Origin of the sequence: Microcoleus sp. CAWBG58, assembly GCF_020883045.1 — a bacterium.
GTDB lineage: Bacteria > Cyanobacteriota > Cyanobacteriia > Cyanobacteriales > Microcoleaceae > Microcoleus.
The window spans coordinates 22,546-42,529 of sequence record NZ_JAHRFA010000008.1 but is presented as its reverse complement, the minus strand read 5'-3'; the positions used below and the strand labels follow the sequence as shown (position 1 = coordinate 42,529).

Sequence of the window (19,984 nt, the reverse complement as noted above, 5' to 3'; positions counted from 1 at the left end):
TTAAGTTTAGTTTGTAGTGAGGACTTCAGTCCGCATTTGGAGAGGACTAAAGTCCTCACTACGAACCTTAAGTTTAGTTTGTAGTGAGGACTTCAGTCCGCATTTGGAGAGGACTAAAGTCCTCACTGCGAACCTTAAGTTTAGTTTGTAGTGAGGACTTCAGTCCGCATTTGGAGAGGACTAAAGTCCTCACTGCGAACCTCGATCGCTCGCTTCAATGTTACAAGAATGAACTACTATTAAGAGCCGTTGGATTCAGATTATAAACCACTCCCAAGTAGTTATTCCCGGATTTAATCGCCGTTGCTGTGACAGCAGTTGCACCATCTAAAACCACACTAACTGATGCAAAAGTTAGTTGACTGAAAGTCACATCAATTAACTGGATTTTATCATCAGCAGAGAAGTCAGCAATCAGATCGGCTTGAGATAGTTGAGTTACCGAATCTTGTAATACAAAGATATCATTCCCAACTCCACCCGTAAGGATATCGAAACCCGCATCGCCATTCAAAACATCGTTACCCGCACCGCCTGATAAGATATCATCCTGCTTGCCGCCCCGTAAGGTATCATCGCCTTCACCACCTAGCAGGATATCGTTGTCATTATTCCCGCTAACAAAATCGTTGCCAATACCACCATCTAGCGAATCCGAACCTTTGCCACCAATTAGTTCGTCGTTACCTCCTTCACCAACTAAAGTATCTTCTCCTTGATTTCCAAAATAGGTGTTTGGGAAGTCTGAACCCGTTAAGGAATCGTTGCCAGAAAGGGCAAATACGCTTAAACCTAATGCTGCTGCTGGGATGATGCTATCGTTGCCATTTGTTAGCAGGTAAACATCTCCTAATCGGGTGTTTTCTGGTAAGTTCGATCGCACATTACTCGATACAGATGGCTTTGGCGTAGTAATTGCTATTTGTTGCACTTCCGCTGTGGGTAGTGGGGCGGGCGTTGGAGTTGGAGTTGTGATTGTTCGTATAGGCGTTGGAGTCGTCGGAGTCGGAGTTGGAGTTGGATTTGGAGTTGGAGTTGGAGTCGTTGGAGTGGGAGTTGTTGGTGTTGGAGTGGGAATTGGAGTTGGTGTTGGAATGGGAATTGGCGCAGGAGTTGGCGTTGGAATTGGCGCAGGAGTTGGCGTTGGAATTGGCGCAGGAGTTGGTGTTGGGGTTGGCGCAGGAGTTGGTGTTGGGGTTGGCGCAGGAGTTGGTGTTGGGGTTGGCGCAGGAGTTGGTGTTGGGGTTGGCGCAGGAGTTGGTGTTGGGGTTGGTGTTGGCGTAATATCCGCAGTACGAATTAGTTGAATTGCAGCGGTATTATTATTACCCGCAGTATCAGTAGCTTTAGCCGACGGGACATCAACTGTAACATTTCCACTAACAGCGGGAGTGACATCAAAGGTGTAAGTTTTCGCATCAACAGTCACAAAATTACTGACAGTAGCATTGGCTGCGGTGATATCAGTATTATCAAAGCCGGTGACGTTTTCACTAAAGGTAGCGGTGACGCTAAATTTACTGTTAACTGTTGCTGGAGAAGTTGATGTTAAGGCAACTGTGGGTGGAATATTATCGACGATGGTTTGACTAATAACTATCGCTTTGCTACCGCCGAGAGAGTTAGCTGAGGCTAAAGCGGGAAGAGTTAAATCGGCATTTACAGTCAAATTATCTTTAATTGTGCCGCCATTCAGGGTGAGGGCACTGGTGGCGAGATATTGTAGGTCGGCAGAGGCGTCTCCTGGTTTTACTACATAGTTGAATGTGAGAGCTGTAGTGCCGCTACCAGAGGCGTAGTTGGCAAATTGGTCAGTTGTACCAGTTTCTAGTTGCAGTTGGGGTGTGCCGATGACGGTGACATTTTGATCGAAGGTGACGGTGATGGCAATGGTTGCACCGACACCATAAGTGCCATCGGGAGTGGTGGCGGTGACAGCAGTAACTTTGGGGGTAATAACTTTGGGGGTGGTGTTGAGCAGGATGGAGATGTCGGAGTAGCTCGTCACAGCTAAGTCAGGTTTGCCATCGCCGTTGAAGTCGCCGATGCTGACGGAGTTGGGGGCATTGCCGGTACCAAAGGTGACTTGGGGGGCGAAGATGGGAGTGGTGGCTCCTGTGCTGGTGTCGTTGAGCAAGATAGAGGCGTTGTTACTGGTGAGATTCACTAAAGCTAAGTCTGGTTTGCCGTCGCCGTTGAAGTCGCCGATGCTAACAGACCTTGGGTTAGTGACGATGGAGGTGGGGTTAGTGCCTGTTGAGAAGGTGACTTGGGGGGCGAAAGTGGGGGTGGAGCCTCCTGTCGTGGTGGTATTGAGCAGGATGGAGACGTTGCTGTCCAAAGTGTTCGCCACAGCTAAGTCGGGTTTGCCGTCGCCGTTAAGGTCGCCGGTGCTGACGGAGATGGGTCTAGAGCCAGTAGCGAAGGCGACTTGCGTGGCAAAAGTGGGTGTGGTGGCTCCTGCGGTGGTGGTGTTGAGCAGGATCGAAGCAGTTCTGTCGCTTCCATTCGCCACAGCTAAATCGGGTTTGCCGTCGCCGTTGAAGTCGCCGATGCTGACGGATTTGGGGTAATTGCCAGTTGTGAAGTCAACTTTGGGGGCAAAAGTAGGGGTGGTGGCTCCTCTAGCGGTAGTGTTGACCAGGATGGAGGCGGTGTTGCTGCTCTTGTCCACCACAGCTAAGTCAGGTTTGCCGTCGCCGTTGAAGTCGCCGATGCTGACGGAGTAGGAGAAAGTCCCAGTTGGGAAGGTAACTTGGGAGGCAAAAGTGGGGGTGGTGGCTCCTGTGGCGGTAGTGTTGAGCAGGATGGAGACGGTGTTGCTACCACTATTTCCCACAGCTAAGTCAGGTTTGCCGTCACCGTTGAAGTCGCCGATTCTGACGGAGTTTGGGGAACTGCCAATTGGGAAAGTGGCTTGAGTGGCGAAAGTGGGGGTAGTTGCTCCGGTGGTGGTGGTGTTGAGCAGGATGGAGGCGGAGGGGCTATAGTTGTTCACCACAGCTAAGTCAGGTTTGCCGTCGCCGTTGAAGTCGCCGATGCTGGCAGCTCTGGGGCTAGAGCCAGTAGCGAAGGTGACTTGTGTCGCGAAGCCGAGTACGCCGCTGTAGGTTTTGCGGGTGGTTTCCGTCAAAGCCAGTTTAGCCCTTTGGCCCGATCGCGGCATGAGTTGCAGGATGTCCCAAGTGCCTCCGAGTTCGCAGTTACCTGTAGGTTGGGAGTTAGCAGCGATGTTTGCCCCTGTGAATTGGTTCAGTTGAGTCAGAAATTGGTGTCCGGATTTCCCGACGGCTACGTTACAGCCATACAAGATGATGCTGGCGTTCGCACTCAGGGCGTTTCGCCACTGTTGCAACTGTTGGCTGTAGTGTTCGATGTTGCTGCTGTTGAGTTCTGTCGTGCCTAAGTAAATCTTGCCGGGGCTACCGTGGGTGATGATGTGGAGAGTTTCGATGCCTTGATGCTGAGCTAAGATTGTGGTGATTTGCTCGATCGCATTGGGCTTGTTTTCGAGAATATAAGTAGCTGTATCTGGTTTGATGCCGTCGGCTATGCGATCGCTCTCCGGTACTGTAGGGTCAAGGATGACGATCGAACTTAGTCGATCGCTAGTGGAACCCACAAAGGTATTTTTTTTATTAAGTTGAGTTAGGGTGTTCATCTGTTTGTGCTTCCGGTAGATTGAGTGTTTTTTAAGCAGCAAAAATCGATTCGAGCGATCGAATTGCAATTTCTATCTCGTAGCTGATGGCACCCTAGGCTTTTAATTACTAGAAAATTAGCAAAGTGCGATCGCACTGTCTGTGATTGAGGTCGCTTATTTACAATTATTTATATTTTTCTGATTATCGATCGCGGTGAATGAGGGAATGGTGGGGCGGTGGCGCGATCGTAAATATTAAACAAAATGGGACTAAGTAAGTAGGCGCCAATAAATCGGTGCGGTGTAACAGAATGTGTATGGGTGTCAGCGAGCAATTGCTTGACTTCACTTGACTTCCTGTCGCTCGGTGTTTGAATCATTGTATATTTTCATACTCCTTTACTTAATTGATAGCTAAAAAAGAGGGAAGCAAGATCCTCTTTTGTCCCTCTTTTTAAGGGGGATGCAAGGCGGATCTAAATTTGAAGGAGAAGTTTAAAAATACACCTTATAGCCCCGGACACCAGAGATTTAATTGTCACATCCAGCGTAATTTTTGCAATCAAAAATGCTATGGGGAGGCTTGTCGGGAATGCCACCCAATATTTTTACATTTTTTTAAGATATGCGGTTTGCCAGAATTTGCTCGCGCAATTATAGAGGTTTGCGATCCCTGAAATCCTTTAAAAACAAGGCATTGACTTGTCTCCACTGAATATCTTTACGGCACTACACTGAAACCGCTCTGATGACATTTCTTAAAACAAAGCAACACATAAGTTCAGATTGTCTCAAGAGCAGATATCCCGAAATAACCAGCCGTAAATACATTCAAGACAGTCGAATTCAAGCATGGACTCGATCGAGAGCAACAATAATTAAAAAATCTGTTTTACTTGACAACCTAAAACAATCAGGTTAGAACAATGCAAGTGACAAATATAGGACTTACGCAAGAAAACGCATATCTGTCATTCTTTGCTGTGCATCGCAATCTCAACTCTATGTTTTTTGTGGTTCATGCGTAAGTCTTGAGACCTAAAAGTTTGTTTGCTAAAGTATTGGCAAACTCTAAAACTTTTATATCTCTTTTTTTTGCAAACAAAGACAGCTTACAATCACAAACAAAAAGATGACAGGTGCAAGCTACAATAACAAATTTTGTACAAAACTACCGCAAACTATGAACACAACAACAAGCGTGATTCAGAAATCGGAAAGCTTCGGGTACAAGCTTGCCAATTATTTCGTCAAAAACTATCAATGCCTGATTCAAGACCCTCGACTGTTTTTGATGCGTAAATTTGCTCGTTTCGAGATTGTACGCGACTGGGCAACGATGTTATTGAAGCGTCCAGCTAAATCTCATGTTATCAGTCAAGAAAATGCTTCTGTTCTGGGAAAGTTGGATGTAGATGCGATCGCTGCTACGATCGAAACCGATAGTTGTTATCAAGGTCTTCAGCTACCTGAAGATACAGTTCAAGAACTTTTGAAATTTGCCAGTTCTACAGTTGGCTACATTAACAGAGATGCCAACCGTCCCTACCACTACAAAGGAACAGAAAAAGTAGGTGCGGACTTACCCAAAAATGCCCGCGTTTGCAGCTATATGAGTAACGGAAACCAGTCTTCAACCCTGAAAGAACTGGAAAAAGACCCCGGCATACTGGCTATTGCAGCTAAATTTCTGGGTGCCGAACCAGTACACATGGGCAGCGAAATATCGTGGAGTTTCCCAGTTCCAGCAGAAAACCACGTCCAGCAACGCAAGGCAGCCCAAGTATTTCACTACGATTTAGATGACTATCGGTTCATTAAGTTTTTTTTCTACCTTACCGATGTCGATATGTTCAGCGGGCCGCACACTTATGTTTCTGGAACTCACAAAGGCAAAAAGTTGATGCACCAACTTATAAGTACGCGATGTGCAGACATCGATGACGAAAAGATTGTTGAATATTACGGCGCTCAAAATGTGGTGAATGTCTGTGGCAAAGCTGGTTTTGGGTTTGTAGAAAATCCTTTTTGCTTTCACAGAGGAACCCAGCCAACTGAGAAACCGCGCTTGATGCTGCAAATAGAGTATACCATTAACGACTACGGCAACATTCACGAGGCTTTCGGTTGCTAGCAAGTCAACCTCGCCAATCAGGAAGTCTTGTCTGTCTGTCGAGACTTTTTAGATTATTCTCTGGGGCAGCAGACATTAAAACATGATTGAGATGCCAACAGAAACTATATTACTTCACAAAACGGCCGCGAATGCGATCGACAAACATCTCAACTTCCGGCAACTTCATCTGATTAACAAAAATGGCAAAAACTCCCAATCCTGCCAAACTCGCCACACTCAACTGCACTATTTGAATTAGCAAACCTTCAGTACCCAAAACTCTTTGACAGGCTTGCAGAGTAGCCAAGGACACGAAAGCAGTTAGAGAACTACCACAAGCTAACCCTAAAAAAGGTAAACTCCACTCGCCCCAAGGCAAGCCACCCAGCTTTTTATCTAACAAGTACAAAAACATAATCATCGAAACTATATTCACTCCCACCGTCGCCAAAACTAATCCGGGCGCGCCGAAAGCTCCTACTAATAAATAATCCAGCAGCCCATTTAAAAAGATATTGATAATACTGACACGAAAAGGGGTTTCACCGTCTCCCAAGGCATAAAATACCCGTACCAAAACGTCGCGCCCCAAATACACAAACATTCCAATAGCGTAAGCCATTAATATCGGTATGACAAACTGCGAGGCTGACAGATTAAAAGCACCGCGTTCGTAAACAATGCGGACGATGGGTGTAGCCAGTGTCACCATTAAAGCGCTCAAGGGCATCATTGTCAGCGCAGTCAAAATTAAAGCTTGACGAATTTTATCTTTCAATTCCGGCCAGTCTTTGGGTTCGGCAAGGCGAGAAAATATTGGCAAAAATGGTACTAAAATTACATTAGAAATAATGCCTAAAGGAGTCATAACCAATAGGCCACTGTAACCCATGGCAGATGCAGCTTGAGGGATGTAGGATGCGAAAAACAGGTCGGTATAGACATTAATTTGCAGCATTCCCGAGGATAGGGTAGCAGGAACCATCACCTTAACTACTTCTTGCACTCCGGGGCGTTTAAAATTAAACCGCAAACGCAATTTTCCCAATCCCGCGCGCCACTGCGCTGCCAGTTGCACTAACCACTGCAAAACTGCTCCTGCTAAAGTTCCCCAAGCTAATACTAAGCCGCCGATTAATGCGTATTCTGGCTGAGTTATTTTGTCTCCGAGTTGTAGCGCGAGAATTCCTAAACCGCCGACAAGTGCAACGCTGGAAAATAAAGGGCTGATGGAAGGAAGCCAGTACATATCGGCGGCGTTGAGTGTGCCGAAACCAATGCCGATTAAGCCTGAAAGCAATGCCATCGGCGCCATAATCCGAAATTGTTGGACGGCTATTGCTTTGATTTCTAAACCTTCTGCTGTTCTATTTAACCCGGGTGCTACTAAATCGATCGCCTGATCGGCAAAAATAATTAAAGCGATTGTTACCAACAGCAATATGCCGCCAACTAAGGTGGTGATTGTCTCGACTAAGGGTGCTGCTTCTTTTTTGTCGCGGCGGGCTAAAACGCTGACTATGGCGCTGTGAAATGGCCCGTTAATCCCTCCCAGTAAAATAAATAGGAAACCGGGGATGACGTAGGCGTAGTTGTAGGCATCGACGGCGACACCGACTCCAAAGGCTGCTGCGATCGCAATTTGGCGCACCAATCCGAAGACTTTGCTAATCAGAGTGGCGACTGCGACAATGCCGGCAATCCCTGCTAGGGAACGAGAGGGCTTCTGGGTTTCAGACACAAATGGTTACAAACGCTAGTGCTAAAAGGCTTTGCTAAGTTTAATAGCAAATCTGGACGATCGTAACATGAATTCAGAATTTTTCTATGTATCTGGGTTTCGTGCTACGATCTTTTGGCGTTAATTGGCTCTAGTAAGTACCAAAATTATAGTGATTTGACTTTAGGAGATTTGACCTTGCTGAAACTTTATTATAATCCGCTGTCTACTAATGCTCGCCGCGTTTGGATTGCTTTGCTGGAAAAAGAGATTGAGTTTGAATTGGTGGCGCTGAAATTAAACGGCGATCAGTTTCAACCTGATTTTTTAGCTATTAGCCCTTTTCACCACGTCCCGGTTTTGGCTGATGGAGATTTTCATTTAATAGAAAGTCTCGCGATGCTTGATTATCTCGAAGCTAAGTATCCAACGATCGCACTATTGCCACAGAATGCTCGGGATTTGGCGATCGCACGCATGGTACAAATGGTCACAGTCAACGAATTGACACCAGCGCTGAGTCCCTTTGTCCGCCAGACTTTCGGCGGCGCAGCCGAACCCGAGAAGCTGGAAAAATCTGGGCAGCAAGTGGCGGCGGTACTGAGCTTTTTTGAGGAGTTGTTGGGCGATCGACCTTTTTTTGGCAGCAACACGATTACCCTCGCCGATGTTGTGGCTGGTGTTTCCGTGCCTTGGCTGCCCGAGTTAGGCCTGTCTTTGGAGGAATACCCCAAATTGGAGGATTGGTGCGATCGCTTAAATTCCCGCGCTTCTTGGAAAGAAACACAAGCCAGTCCCGAATTGGTGGAAGCTTTTAAAGCGCAGATGAAACAGTTGATAAAAGGTAAACAACAGCAGTCTTTGAATGATGAAATCAATGAGCTTAGAAGAGAAGATAAATAAGTGATTTACGGTTGGGTGGGGGCTGGTTTTTGAGATTGTCAATTATTGCCACATATTGTTGGTAAACCCGCCCCTACAGCAATTATTTCTATTTACCAATGCCCAATGCCCAATGCCCAATGCCCCCATCCCCATGACTGACTTAATTTACAAATATCCGCCTTTATTACCCGGCACTTTAATCAAACGCTACAAACGATTTTTCGCAGAAATCGAACTAGATACGGGAGAAATCATCACCGCGCACTGTCCGAATACCGGCCCGATGACTGGTGTTTTAATTCCCGGAAATCCAGTGCTAGTATCTCCCAGCGACAATCCCAAACGCAAGTTAGCTTATACTTGGGAATTAATTAAAGTTTTCGATACAGTCCCAACTTGGGTGGGAGTTAATACTGGGCTGCCAAATCGAGTAGTTAAATTAGCTTTGGAATTGCGCTTGTTTCCTGAGTTGGGCAATTACAGTTTAATTCAGCCGGAGGTTGTTTATGGAAAAGATAAAAAAAGTCGAGTTGATTTTTGGTTGACTGGTGGGGAAAAACCAATTTTTGTGGAAGTCAAAAATACAACTTGGGTTAAAGATACATTAGCTTTATTTCCCGATACAGTAACTGAAAGGGGACAGAAACATTTAAGAGAATTGATCGAGGTGGTGCGGCAGGGATCGAGGGCTGTAATGCTGTATTTTATTAATCGCGGCGATTGTACGGATTTTGCGCCTGGGGATAGTGCCGATCGCATTTACGGACAATTGTTCAGACAGGCCATCGGTGAAGGTGTCGAAGTTTTGCCTTGCCGGTTTGACGTAACTCCCGAAGGCGTGCGGTATTTGGGTTTGGCAAAACTGGATGTTTGAGAGTTGCTAAAGCATCGGTAACTCTTGCTTTGAGGATCGAAAATCCATTTTACCCTCAACAATCCACACATCAACAAAGGCAGTCTCTTGTACGCGGATTTCCTCGGTGTTCCTGAGACCTCCCTGCACCGCTACCTCTAACTGAATTGTGGATTCCTCGACAGGCACTTCCACCCTATCGGCGAAAGAAATTGTCAAGTCTGTAGTGACTCCTGACTTCTGATAAACTTCCTTTCCATTGACTCTAATTGTCACGGTGTCATTGCTGAAACCGTCGCGAAGTTTGACAGTTAAAGGCACGATCGACCTCCTATTTTGTTGTCCAGTAGAAGCATGGAGCCGGCCGCTATTTGTGGCGCAGGCCGACCCCATTAACAGAGTTACAAAGGCGATTAGCAGTTGACGGCGAAACATCAAGCTTTTTACCTTGGGGAACGGCATATTACCATTTTCCGATCGCAATTGCCGAGAGTTTGCTTAAGGTGTGTTTAACCGCTTCATCATCGCCAGCTTTAGTCTGAACCTCAGCTAGATTTGTCAAAGTCATCTTTGCCGAAACCGGGTCGAGAACACCCGAATCTGCAACGGCCGACAGCAGCTTGGAGCTTTCATCTAATTTTGCAGGGCGCACAACCACGCGGTTTTCCTGCTTGTCAGTGATTGTCTTGAAGTCCCGGCTGGCGTTGATACCTTTCACCAAACGAACGTAGTTGGTCATCGCGTTGTCGGGATACTTCGCCAGAATTTCATCAAAGGCATCGTTACCGCCCTGCAAGGATTCGTGATCCGAACCCAACAGGTAAAGCAATGTACCCTGTTCGTCGCCGATGAAAAGGTCGGCCATTTCTGATTCGGCGGCCGTTACAGGATAGCGCACGCGAACTGTGATGATATCTGACATTACCTGCGATCCGTCCAAAGCAGCGTAGCAGGCGCGGATGCGATAGTTACCGGGTTCTTCAAAGTAAAGCCCATCTTTGCCGTAGCCGATATAGGCGCTTTCGGCGATCGTATCATTGAGACCGAGGATCGTCTCCCGAGGCCCTACCAAGTGCTCGATTAACGGTTCGTAAGCCACAACTTCACCGCTGGGCTTGCGAATCACAATCTTCACCATGGTGGTGTTGGGATGCAGCCAGGTGTGGGCGCGGCGCCCTCTGGCATCTGTAGTGTTGAGCATCAACTGTAGCACCACAGGCTCACCGAGTCCAAAGTTCTTTTGGTGGGTTGATATGGTTAGCTTCAGTCCCGACTCGTCGCGCACTGGATCCGCCATGATTTCGCGACCCAGAGCGGCCCCGACGGCGAAGTTGTTTCCGCCCATGATGACGTTGTTGCGGAACCCGTGCCGCATATGGATGACTTCCTCATTGTCAAACTGAAATGCGAAGCTGTTCCAGAATGCGGGTGCGCCACCACCTGGATAGTTCCACGGATAATTCATCCAAGACAGTGAATTGGGGCGATTTGGCACCGGTGGTGAGGCGTACTGTTTTTGCCAAGAGTGCAGCAGGTTGAAACCGTGTCCGAGCTCGTGAACGTAGGTGTAGACTTGCAATCGCAGTTGCTCTGCTGTTTCCCCGCCGATGGCACTGTGGAAAACAGCACAGCCTTGCCGCTGTTTGCCTTCTTGGTCGAACATGATGCCGTACAAGCTAGCGCCCATTTCGTGAAGTTGCGCTGCTACTTGCCAAATCGCCCACTGCGGCTGATCTTGCCACAAGCTGAAGTGATTTTGCATGGAAGCGTGCAGTTCGGCGTTGCTCCACTGAGCATTAGCACCGGCTTCGGAGATGTTGATGACATCGCTTGCTGCGCTTGGAATCATTTCAATTCCTGCTTCTTTATAGGCGCCGACGACGCTGAGGTTGCGCGCTGCGCCTCCTGAGGGTAGCGAACCTGTGTTGTAGCTGCTGAATACGGGTGTGCTGATATCGGAAACTCGATCGGTCTCGATGCGTGCGGTGCGGAAATAGATCGACTCGAAGGCGCAAGTATACGTCGCTCCGGGCGCTCCGCCGGTGGTGAAAAATTGTACTGTGGCGGGTGCTTGCGGCTGAAAAATCAGCCGTCGTTCGATCGTCACCTGAACTACTGGAGCCCCCGCTGCAAAGGTAAAACTACCCAGCCCCTTGACGGTGACTTGTGAGGCTGTCACTGTTACCGTCGGCGCCTCAACGATAAACGATCCGAAATATGTTACCGTTTGGCCGCTGATTTGGTAGAAGTCGCCGCTTAAGCGTTTCATCGGCCGCGTGCGATCGACATCCACCCGAACTTCGAGTTGAAACCCGCCCACAGTACCGCGATAGCGCCCGCTGACCGGCCGTTTGGCGATCGGGAGCGGGATAATCGGTATGTTAGAGACGGCCGAGTTCTCCGGTACAGTCTCAGCTATTGGCGTCTCCACAGGCTGTGTGGGGTCGCCAGTTCCCGCCTCTATTGCTTGTGAGGCAGCTATGTCATCTACTGACATTTCTCCTAACGATAATTCACCATCTGTTACTTCCATAGCAGTCGGATCTTGCTGTGACATTTTGATTTCTCCATCTTGAATTTGATTGATACGCCTGCTTATAACCAGCCAAAATATCGATACAAGATCCAAAATTTTGACCATAGTTCAAGCTCCCAGGTTCAATGCGAGAGTCAATCTAAAATCTAAAATATAAAATTTTCAATCGACTAACTATTGCTTCATCGCTACCTAGACATAAAATTTAATTCACACTTAGAAATAGTCTTATGTAGTTGTTGTGAAGCTAGAGCGCAGCGTTTAATCTCATAGTCTTCTAAATAAACTGTGGGAACAATACGACGATCTGCGTATAGGATTGTGAAGAAATTGCAACAAATTAATCGGACAGCAGCCCCAACTTTTCCGGAGCAACCATCACAGCAGCCGTCCGGAGTCGCACACAAAGTTTTCCGTGAAGTTATAGCGATCGCAAATCATTTGTAAATTTCTTGCTCCCTCCCCTTAGCAAGGGGAGGGCTGGGGTGGGGTTAAAAATTTACGATTCATTTGCGATCGCTATATACCATTGACAATTCACAGTTGACACTTAATCAGTGGTAGGGGCAGTGCCCCGTGCCTGCCCTCTTAATTGACAGTTAACAGTTGACTGTTGACAAAAGAAGGAAGATAATTGCAGTAATGAATCGTCTGATTTTAATTTTTCCCGGGGTTCCGGCTTTCAACCAACTTTTTCTGGTAAATCTTGTCGGTATCACTTCAGCTTAATATCGTGCATCTTCTCCCGTCGTTGGTGGAGCAGCAAAGCAGATATATCGATTACCTTTTTTGTTTGGAAACGGGCAAGATGCCCGTTCCACAACACATTAAGTTTCTTGTGGGGTGGGCATCCTGCCCGCGCCAAAATACAATTTAGATGCGGGAAAACTTACTGAAAAAAACGCGCAATTTAATCAGCCAAATCTGGGAAAACTTCTCGTACTGCCGGATGTACCAGTCGGTGATTCTGCACGTTTAATCCCTTCGCCAAACTCGGATTCATTTCCAAAGCTTTAATTCCGTTATTTGCCAACTGCAAAACATAAGGCAAAGTGCTGTTATTCAAAGCTTGAGTTGCAGTCCAAGGTACGGCACCGGGCATATTTGGTACGCCGTAATGCACAACTCCTTCCTCTACATAAGTAGGATTTGTGTGAGAAGTTACTCGCAAAGTTTCGACACAGCCACCTTGATCGACGGCTACGTCAACAATTACAGAACCGGGCTGCATTTTGGCGACAAATTTGCGCGAAAGTAGCACCGGAGCTCTTTTTCCTAAGACTAAAACTGCACCGATTAATAAGTCAGCATCGGGAACAACTGCTTCTATTTGCAAAGGACTGCTGTAGAGGTATTCTACTCTGGAACCGAATAAAGTTTCCAAGTAAGCTAGCCGATCGACATTTACATCTAAAATCTGCACCCTAGCACCCATTCCGACAGCAATGCGGGCTGCTTCTGTGCCGACGATTCCGCCGCCCAAAATTACAACTTTGCCCGGTCTTACCCCCGGTACGCCCCCCAAAAGTACGCCTCTGCCGCCTTGCTGTCGTTCCAGAAACCGAGCACCGAACTGCACGGCCAAACGCCCTGCAATAATGCTCATCGGGGTTAGCAGGGGCAATTTCCTGTCGGGGAGTTCGACGGTTTCGTAGGCGATCGCCTGGACTCCGCTGTTGATTAAGTGCTCGGTTAATGTGCGATCGGCTGCTAAGTGCAAATATGTAAATAGCAACTGCTCTTTTTCAATCAGCGGATACTCAGCAGGTAGCGGTTCCTTAACTTTAACAATTAGTTGCCGGTTCCAGACATCAGCGGGCTTCGAGACAATCTTCGCCCCGGCTTCAATGTAGTCCTCATCGGCGAAACCAGCCCCAGCCCCAGCATTCGTTTCGACGAAAACTGTGTGGCCTTTGTCCGAACAAGCCCGCACGCTGGTGGGACTGAGTCCGACTCGAAACTCTAAATCCTTGATTTCCTTGGGGACGCCTATTTCCATCTATAACCTCAAATTTCAGGCTTATGTCGATCGAATTTAACGCAAAAATCAGCCCTAGCGGGACAATACCATTGGAGATTTTAGATTTGGGAATCGGGCTGGGCTAGGAGAATATTTGTTTGATTTTCAGCCATTGCGATCGCAATTTCCAAAATTTGTCATTTTCCATAAAGTCGATCGATCTTTTAGCCTGCTCCAACTCTAACTGTAGTTGTTGCATCCGAGCTTGCGAACTCTGCAATTCCGACTTAACCTCCTGCAACTGAATTCGCACCTCCTTTTCCCCAGTATTTTTCTTAATCGCAATATCGTGATAGCCTAGAGGATGAAGCGCCAGAAATACTATTTCCCAGTTATTCGCAATACAAAACTCATTGACTGCTTTCGCCACACCGTAAGGCATAATCTCGCATACAGACCAATTCGTATAATCGTTAAAAACAATCATGCCGTCGGGCTTCACTTTAGTATAACCTTGCTGAATATCTTTGCATACACCTTCATAGGCGTGGTCGGCATCGATATAGATCCAGTCAAAATACTCGTGAGGAAAGCTGCTTAAAATTGTCGAAGAATCGCCTTCGTGAAGTTCGACAGAACCGTTTTCTATCCCTTGTTGTAATAGTATTTTTTCATTTTTACTCAGTTCTGCTTTGAATAAATCAAAATTATAATCTATCAAATGCAGCTTCTTGGGCTTGGTAATAGAGAGTATTGCCTCGGCAAAGTGACCGTATTGAGTTCCAACCTCAGCAACCACAGAATTTTTAGGTAAACATTCCAACATTCTGAAGCGGTTTTTAAGCACGCGACAATTTTTGACATGACAATTGTCAAGCGTTGGGGCAACAAGCACCAATGGATTGTCACTATAATTACTCCATTTCTGGTTATCCCAGTCTTTAGTCGATTCTAAGAAATTTTCTTTGTATTTGAGAAAGTCTAACATCTGATTCAGAGGGTAAGTGAACTCGAAGCATTACGAAAATCTATAAAAATCCGTTTTTAGCCCAATACCGTTCAGTCAAGGCTAATCTCATTGCGAACTCACGTTGCAATAGTGAAGACTGTGACAGTTCTCAATTAACTGATGCGCGCGCGGGCAACTAGCTTTTTAAGTGAACCGTATTGGTTTCCAGTCTGGAGTTCACTCCTTTCTTTCACAAGCAGCTTGCAGTCAGGACTGCACTCGTTTCTTTCCCAGTCAGCGACAATGACTAAAGTCCCTGCTAGAAACTTTTGACACTTTGGCAAACTTATTTGCTAAACAAAAGCGTAAAAATCTCAACAAACCGCCTGGAAGGGTATAAAGTAGATTGTGGTTTTATAAATTTGCTTAAAAACATAACTTATAGAGAGTCTGCTGTCAATCGATTTTATCGATCGCCTATAATTTAACAGGCATAACTCCCCCCTTATCTCAAAAAATGCCACGCATACCTACATTAACATTCGATCGCGGAACGCTCCTACTGCACCCACCGCCCAGAGGCCGAGACTGGGCGGACTTTGCCACGTGGGACGATCGCGTGGAAAAATTTCGGATTCGAGCAATTCACTACCGCCCGCTGGTAGAATCGCTTCAGGCCGACTGCACTCACTTCACCGACGACGCCCGCGGATACGAACTACTCGAACTCGTATCCAGCGTGGCAATGCAGCCTTACCCGCACCAACAAGAAGCCCTAGCAGCTTGGCAAGAAGCAGGAAGCAAAGGAGTAGTCGTCCTCCCCACCGCTTCGGGCAAAACTTATGTGGCCCAATTAGCCATGCAAGTCACAGGCCGCAGTACATTAGTCGTAGTACCAACTCTCGATTTAATGCACCAGTGGTACGCTAATTTGAAAGCAGCTTTTCCCGACATCGAAATTGGATTGTTGGGCGGAGGTTCGCGGGACAAAACGCCAATTTTAGTAGCAACCTACGACAGCGCCAGCATTCACGCCGAAACCTTGGGAAACAAATACGGCTTGCTGGTGTTTGACGAATGCCACCATTTACCAACCGACTTTTATCGAGTAATATCCGAATATGCGATCGCGCCTTTTCGACTCGGACTGACAGCAACACCCGATCGCACAGACGGACGGCACAGCGACTTACATTTCCTCATCGGCCCGACAGTATATAGCAAAAAACCCGAAGATTTAGCAGGCGACGCCTTAGCCGACCATAAAATAGTGCAAATCATGGTCAAACTGTCAAAAGAAGAAACCGATCGCTACAGCGAAGCCATGAACATTCGCAACGACTTCCTCAAACAGTCCAACATCAAAATATCCAGCCTCGAAGGATGGAAACAGTTTATCATGGCCAGCGCGCGATCGCCATTAGGAAGGCGCGCCATGATTGCCCACCGCCAAGCCAAAGAAATCGCCCTTTGTACCGAAGGCAAACTGCGAATCTTAGCTCAAATCCTAGCCGAACACTCTCCGCAGCGCACCCTAATCTTCACCGGAGACAACGCCACAGTCTACCGAATTTCCCAAGAATTTCTGATTCCCACAATCACCCACCAAACCCCAGTCAAAGAAAGGCACGAAATCCTCGACAAATTTCGCAGCGGCGAATACAAAACCCTCGTCGCTTCCCACGTCCTGAACGAAGGAGTGGACGTACCCGACGCCAGAATTGCTATTATACTTTCAGGTACGGGAAGCGAACGCGAATACATCCAGAGATTGGGTCGAGTTCTCCGCAAAAGCAGCGATGCAAACAAGTTAGCAATTCTCTACGAAGTCGTCACCGAAGATACCACCGAAGAAAGAACATCCCAGCGTCGCCGAGGCGGAATGCAAGTCGAGAAACCAGAATCAAAAGTACAACAAATAGAACCGCCAAAACCCGAATACCCGAAATTAGAAACCGTCAAACCAACACCCATTTACGGAGTGAACCGAGAGCAAACTAAAAAAGCCGCAGAAACACCAGCAAAATGGGGAGATGATGATGACATTCCCTGGTAACAAAGCTATTCTTCTTCCATCTCTTCATCCTCGAAGATCGCAAAATCGCTGATGTAATCTCGCACGACACGCTCGAAGAACAAGGGAGCAGGTAAGCTAGACCAGTCGCTGTAATGACCGAAACCATAGCGCAGAGATTCTACAAGCGCAGCAAGGCGATCGGGATTATCATTTTCTTGTCGTAAAGTCACAACAATTTCCAGGGGATTGGGAGTTGGTAATTGTCCGATATAAGGCGAACGATTTCCGATTTTGTGAACCTCTAATCCAGCTTTGTTTAAAACTTTTTCCAGCGAACCATCCTCTTTTTTGATTTTGAAAACTGCACTAACTTGGGATTCGCCATAGCAACTTTGACCGCGCGATTCTTTATGAAGTGTTTTACGTCCTACAGACAGGTAAGCAACACAACCATTTTGATTTGTGGCGCTGTTTTGATTAGTTGAATTTAGCCGAAATAACTTCATTGCACTAGAAGCTGAAGGAATTTCATGTGTTGAAGTTAGTTCTTCTTTTGTTCGCGGATCTTCCAGAAAAGTTTCTGCAAAATATCTTACTTTTTTATCGAGAATTCCAGGGGCGAGGTCTTGGCGAATCCGAATTATCCGCGCGCCTTTCCATTCTTGCTCCATATGTTCGTACAAGGGGCTTCCAGACTTGGTTTCAAAATTAATCTGATTTGCATTCATTTTAGAATCGGCAAGCCAAGACCAAAGCTGCACGCAGTTGGAAGAATCGATCGTAACTAATGGTTGATTTCCCTCATCTACAGAATTGGAAATAATCTGCTCGACAAATTCCATGAAACGATTTCGACGCACATCTTCTTTGTCAGCCAGTTTCACGGGGGAGATTTGGGAGATGAAGGCGATCGCATCCGAAAATTTGCTCCAAGGACTGATTTGTAAACTATTCCCTTTCTCATAGGCACAGCACAGTTCGCACTCGCCTGTCTCCACGTTGAGACGCATAGCAACTGGCAAAAATGTCTTCTCAATAGAGCCGCGAGTGCGACCTTTTTGTTTGCGGACGATCGTAATCCCAATAATTTCTTTTGGTCTGGCTTCTTGAGGAATATCTTTTAGCCATTTGTCAACCTTTTCTTTGACATCATCAATGCGACCCGAGTGAGCCCAAAGTAAGTCTTTTAGAGCCGCTTGCACTCTATGGGAAAAATCACCAAGGTTGAGAATATTTTTCTCCTTGGTTGTTTCAATCGGTAGCAGAAACTGCACGCAAGAACCAGCGATTGTAGCCAGTGCTTGACGGGATGAGGGCTTATTTACGGCATCGTCATGTTTGTTGTCTGGATACCATTCTCGCGCCATTACCAGGCAAAAAGTGCGCTGTTTGCGTAAAGCCAGTTGTTGGACGATCGAGTCCCAGGCTTTTATGCGGTTTTGCGATCGCTCTTTCAGTTTCAAATTTGCACCTGACAATGACTCTTTCGGCCCGTGAGTGTTTGCTGGTAAACGATTAACCATGAGTTCGATCGCACCACCCCAGAGCACGCGAATCATTGCTTGCAGCAGTTTTATTTCGGTTTGGCATTGTTCTTCGTAAAAGACAACAAGCAACAGTTTTTCGTTAGGATATAGCCGACACATAGCTTCCTGGTTTGCCTGAATCATCGCCTTGAGTTCTTTTAATTGACAGACAAATTGAAGGGCTTTTCTGCCTTTGGCAATATTATCTAAATTGATGTCTAGGTGTTTGGTTAGCAAGCTGTTTAACTCATTGTCCTCAAAGCTTTCTAGATATTTTGGAGTCAAATCAGAACAGTTGTCTTTTTCGAGAACTTCTAAAGCAGCACCTAACAGAGTAGGCAAGTTAATCATGCGCGAGGCTGTATCGTCTTTTTTGTGACTTTCACCTTTGATTTTTACGGGTGAGTAATTATCGAAAGGTTTGAAGCCAATAGGTTTGAGAATTTCGGCAATTTTTTCAAAAGCTTCTAACTTATCAATCTCCGGTACGCCAGCCTCAATTCCGTGCTTCCCTTCTTGCAAGCCGTTGCGGTAAGTTAACACAGCTTGACAGCTATCCGTTGAAGCTTTCCCCAATGCAATTTGAGAACCATCAATATTTTGATTGTCAGGCGTTTTCAGCGGTAGTTTTAGCTTGCCGCGCAAGGCTTCAAAATCTTTATCGATCGCCCAAAACCAATTTTTCTTTTTGTCCTGCTGATTTTTGTCCTGTTTTTCCGACTGCGAATGCACTGTGTAGCTAAAAGCGCGATCGCCATAATCATCAGAAAATACAAAACCGCTAATATCTGCCGAGTTATAACGTGCAGGTTTTAACTTACTAAACCAGCGGCGTTTGGAGACATCAATCTTCAATAAAGGCTGGTGCAAAGAAGGATAGGTTACGACTTCTAAGCGTACCACCAGACTGAATTTTCCTGTAGTGTCGGGTAGAGTAATGGGATCGGTAATCAATTCTGCCATCCCAGTTGTGAGACGCCCGCCGCTAGAAATAACCCGCTTCATTGTTCCTAGCCCCTGAAAAATCTCTTTTCCGGCGATCGCACGAACTGCATAATCGACTAACGCGCGATAATCATCATTCTTTCTAGCCTGAGTTGTTCCTGTTTCTGCTGACCATTTCCACGGTAAAACTTGAGACTCCGACAGAGTAATTGTTAACAACTCTTTTCGATCGTGCAAATCTTGCAAACGGTCGATAACTTCCGATAGCCCATCTTCTTTCTCAGCAAAAGGTTTGAGACAATTTATCATCCACTCGTTGATAATTGGGCGTAACGATTTATGGAGATCTTCCGTACTTTCGGAATTTAAGTAAGCAAATGGTTCAGGATTATTTACATTTTTAGGATTTAACGAATAGTTACTCAAACCTACATTTGCCTGCATCCGTGCTAGATTGTCAAGTCCTACTTCTAACAAACCTCGCAGCGAGGCATAAGGGAGATTTTTGATGGTTGAATCGCCCTTGCAAGCAGCTTTTTGGATAGTTGAAAGCTCATGTAAAGCAGATTTTGTCCAAGCTAGGGTCAAGCCTTTGACTGTTACTGGCTCGATATTATCTGGCACGGTAAAAGCTAGGGTAATTTCTTTCAGACTCTTATTTGCAAGAGGAACGTAAAGAGTGTCTGAAATCACAGTTGCTTCTGTTTCTTCGTCATCATCGGATTCGATTTGGTTAAAAATGTCGTCGTTCATGGTTTCATCTCCAGTAATATTGGTTTCCTTTGCTTCAGCGTCGCGATAGAATTCAATTTCCTCAAAAGTTTCGCCGTTCAT

At 46.4% G+C, this 19,984-nt stretch carries 12 protein-coding genes; 4 read left to right on the top strand and 8 right to left on the bottom strand.

From position 1 onward, the window contains the following. Positions 1 to 220 precede the first annotated feature (220 nt). The gene (locus tag QZ918_RS05045) at positions 221 to 3,661 is read right to left on the bottom strand and encodes an FG-GAP-like repeat-containing protein (RefSeq protein ID WP_293331856.1); all 3,441 of its coding nucleotides are present in this window, start codon (positions 3,659 to 3,661) and stop codon (positions 221 to 223) included. Positions 3,662 to 3,831: 170 nt separating this feature from the next. Further along, positions 3,832 to 4,023: a hypothetical protein gene (locus QZ918_RS05040; RefSeq protein WP_293331854.1), complete on the bottom strand. Its 192-nt coding sequence runs from the start codon at positions 4,021 to 4,023 to the stop codon at positions 3,832 to 3,834. Positions 4,024 to 4,826: 803 nt separating this feature from the next. Here QZ918_RS05040 and QZ918_RS05035 point away from each other — a divergent pair. Beyond that, positions 4,827 to 5,777: a phytanoyl-CoA dioxygenase family protein gene (locus tag QZ918_RS05035; protein ID WP_293331851.1), complete on the top strand. Its 951-nt coding sequence runs from the start codon at positions 4,827 to 4,829 to the stop codon at positions 5,775 to 5,777. 109 nt (positions 5,778 to 5,886) lie between these two features. Here the strand turns inward: QZ918_RS05035 and murJ are convergent, their stop codons facing one another. Then, positions 5,887 to 7,500 carry a murein biosynthesis integral membrane protein MurJ gene (murJ, locus tag QZ918_RS05030; protein WP_293331848.1) on the bottom strand — a complete coding sequence of 538 codons (1,614 nt, stop codon included), beginning with the start codon at positions 7,498 to 7,500 and terminating at the stop codon, positions 5,887 to 5,889. A gap of 177 nt (positions 7,501 to 7,677) precedes the next feature. Here murJ and QZ918_RS05025 point away from each other — a divergent pair, with 177 nt between their 5' ends. Beyond that, positions 7,678 to 8,382: a glutathione S-transferase family protein gene (locus QZ918_RS05025; RefSeq protein WP_293331845.1), complete on the top strand. Its 705-nt coding sequence runs from the start codon at positions 7,678 to 7,680 to the stop codon at positions 8,380 to 8,382. Between the two features lie 133 nt (positions 8,383 to 8,515). Continuing rightward, positions 8,516 to 9,238 carry a DNA/RNA nuclease SfsA gene (gene sfsA, locus QZ918_RS05020; RefSeq protein ID WP_293332090.1) on the top strand — a complete coding sequence of 241 codons (723 nt, stop codon included), beginning with the start codon at positions 8,516 to 8,518 and terminating at the stop codon, positions 9,236 to 9,238. Positions 9,239 to 9,244: 6 nt separating this feature from the next. Here sfsA and QZ918_RS05015 read toward each other — a convergent pair whose 3' ends face one another. From QZ918_RS05015 to QZ918_RS05000, 4 genes are all read right to left on the bottom strand, one after another. After that, the gene (locus tag QZ918_RS05015; protein ID WP_293331842.1) at positions 9,245 to 9,679 is read right to left on the bottom strand and encodes a hypothetical protein; all 435 of its coding nucleotides are present in this window, start codon (positions 9,677 to 9,679) and stop codon (positions 9,245 to 9,247) included. Between the two features lies 1 nt (position 9,680). Then, complete coding sequence (locus tag QZ918_RS05010) at positions 9,681 to 11,774, bottom strand: hypothetical protein (protein ID WP_293331839.1); 2,094 nt, start codon at positions 11,772 to 11,774, stop codon at positions 9,681 to 9,683. A gap of 889 nt (positions 11,775 to 12,663) precedes the next feature. Continuing rightward, positions 12,664 to 13,752: an alanine dehydrogenase gene (gene ald, locus QZ918_RS05005; RefSeq protein ID WP_293157052.1), complete on the bottom strand. Its 1,089-nt coding sequence runs from the start codon at positions 13,750 to 13,752 to the stop codon at positions 12,664 to 12,666. A 103-nt stretch (positions 13,753 to 13,855) separates the two neighbouring features. Next, positions 13,856 to 14,701 (bottom strand): class I SAM-dependent methyltransferase, encoded by an 846-nt coding sequence (locus tag QZ918_RS05000; protein ID WP_293157055.1) that lies wholly within the window; start codon positions 14,699 to 14,701, stop codon positions 13,856 to 13,858. 478 nt (positions 14,702 to 15,179) lie between these two features. Between QZ918_RS05000 and QZ918_RS04995 the strand changes: the two genes are divergently transcribed. Continuing rightward, positions 15,180 to 16,718, top strand: a complete 1,539-nt coding sequence (locus tag QZ918_RS04995) for a DEAD/DEAH box helicase (protein WP_293331836.1) — start codon at positions 15,180 to 15,182, stop codon at positions 16,716 to 16,718. Between the two features lie 5 nt (positions 16,719 to 16,723). Here QZ918_RS04995 and QZ918_RS04990 read toward each other — a convergent pair whose 3' ends face one another. Beyond that, entirely contained in the window at positions 16,724 to 19,984 is a 3,261-nt protein-coding gene (locus tag QZ918_RS04990) for an RNaseH domain-containing protein (RefSeq protein ID WP_293331833.1), read from the bottom strand.

Excerpts from the sequence above, each read along its gene's own strand:
- QZ918_RS05045 (WP_293331856.1), bottom strand. The coding sequence starts at position 3,661 with ATGAACACCCTAACTCAACTTAATAAAAAAAATACCTTTGTGGGTTCC.
- QZ918_RS05040 (WP_293331854.1), bottom strand. The coding sequence starts at position 4,023 with ATGATTCAAACACCGAGCGACAGGAAGTCAAGTGAAGTCAAGCAATTG.
- QZ918_RS05035 (WP_293331851.1), top strand. The coding sequence starts at position 4,827 with ATGAACACAACAACAAGCGTGATTCAGAAATCGGAAAGCTTCGGGTAC.
- sfsA (WP_293332090.1), top strand. The coding sequence starts at position 8,516 with ATGACTGACTTAATTTACAAATATCCGCCTTTATTACCCGGCACTTTA.
- QZ918_RS05015 (WP_293331842.1), bottom strand. The coding sequence starts at position 9,679 with ATGCCGTTCCCCAAGGTAAAAAGCTTGATGTTTCGCCGTCAACTGCTA.
- QZ918_RS05010 (WP_293331839.1), bottom strand. The coding sequence starts at position 11,774 with ATGTCACAGCAAGATCCGACTGCTATGGAAGTAACAGATGGTGAATTA.
- ald (WP_293157052.1), bottom strand. The coding sequence starts at position 13,752 with ATGGAAATAGGCGTCCCCAAGGAAATCAAGGATTTAGAGTTTCGAGTC.
- QZ918_RS05000 (WP_293157055.1), bottom strand. The coding sequence starts at position 14,701 with ATGTTAGACTTTCTCAAATACAAAGAAAATTTCTTAGAATCGACTAAA.
- QZ918_RS04995 (WP_293331836.1), top strand. The coding sequence starts at position 15,180 with ATGCCACGCATACCTACATTAACATTCGATCGCGGAACGCTCCTACTG.
- QZ918_RS04990 (WP_293331833.1), bottom strand. The coding sequence starts at position 19,984 with ATGAACGGCGAAACTTTTGAGGAAATTGAATTCTATCGCGACGCTGAA.